1 protein-coding gene is annotated in these 646 nt (G+C 77.1%); it reads right to left on the bottom strand.

From position 1 onward, the window contains the following. Positions 1-646, bottom strand: a 646-nt coding sequence (locus D7V97_RS43485) for an RluA family pseudouridine synthase (RefSeq protein WP_147445281.1), incomplete at both ends; no start/stop codon positions are given.

Genomic DNA, 646 nt, shown 5'->3' on the forward strand with positions numbered 1-646 from the left:
CCCCCCCATAGCGCGCGTCCCCCAGGATGGGCGTCCCCAGCGCCGTCAGGTGCGCTCGGAGCTGGTGCGTGCGGCCCGTCCGGGGCAGCAGCTCCACCAGGCAGAACGCGTCGCCCGCGAACAGCGTGCGGTAGTCCGTCCACGCGGGCACGCCGTTGGCCGCGCGCGTGGCCCTCCAGCGCCCGGGCCGCGACGGATCCTTCGACAGCGGCAGGTCCACCGTGCCGCCCGCCGGGAGCCCCGGCCCCGTCGCCGCGAGGTACCGCTTGCGCGCGGTGCCCTCCCGGAACGCCTCCGCCAGCGCGGCCGTGGCGGACGCGGACTTGCCGAACACCGTCACCCCGGACGTCTCCCGGTCCAACCGATGCACCAGCCCCGCGGTGCCCCCCAGGTGCGCGCCCACGACGTCCACCAGGCTCGCGCCCACGCGCCCCTCCGAGGGCTGCGCGTTCAGTCCCGCCGGCTTGTCCACCGCGATGACGTCCGCGTCCTCGAACAGCACGCGCAGGGGCGCGGACGGCCCCACGGCCTCCAGCGGACTCTGCCCCGCCTCCTCCAGCACCACCGTCACCACCTGCGCGGACTGGAGCTTCACCGCCCCGTCCCGCGCCCGGCGCCCCGCCACGTACACCGCGCCCACCTCCAC

The organism is Corallococcus sp. CA053C (assembly GCF_003611675.1).
GTDB lineage: Bacteria > Myxococcota > Myxococcia > Myxococcales > Myxococcaceae > Corallococcus.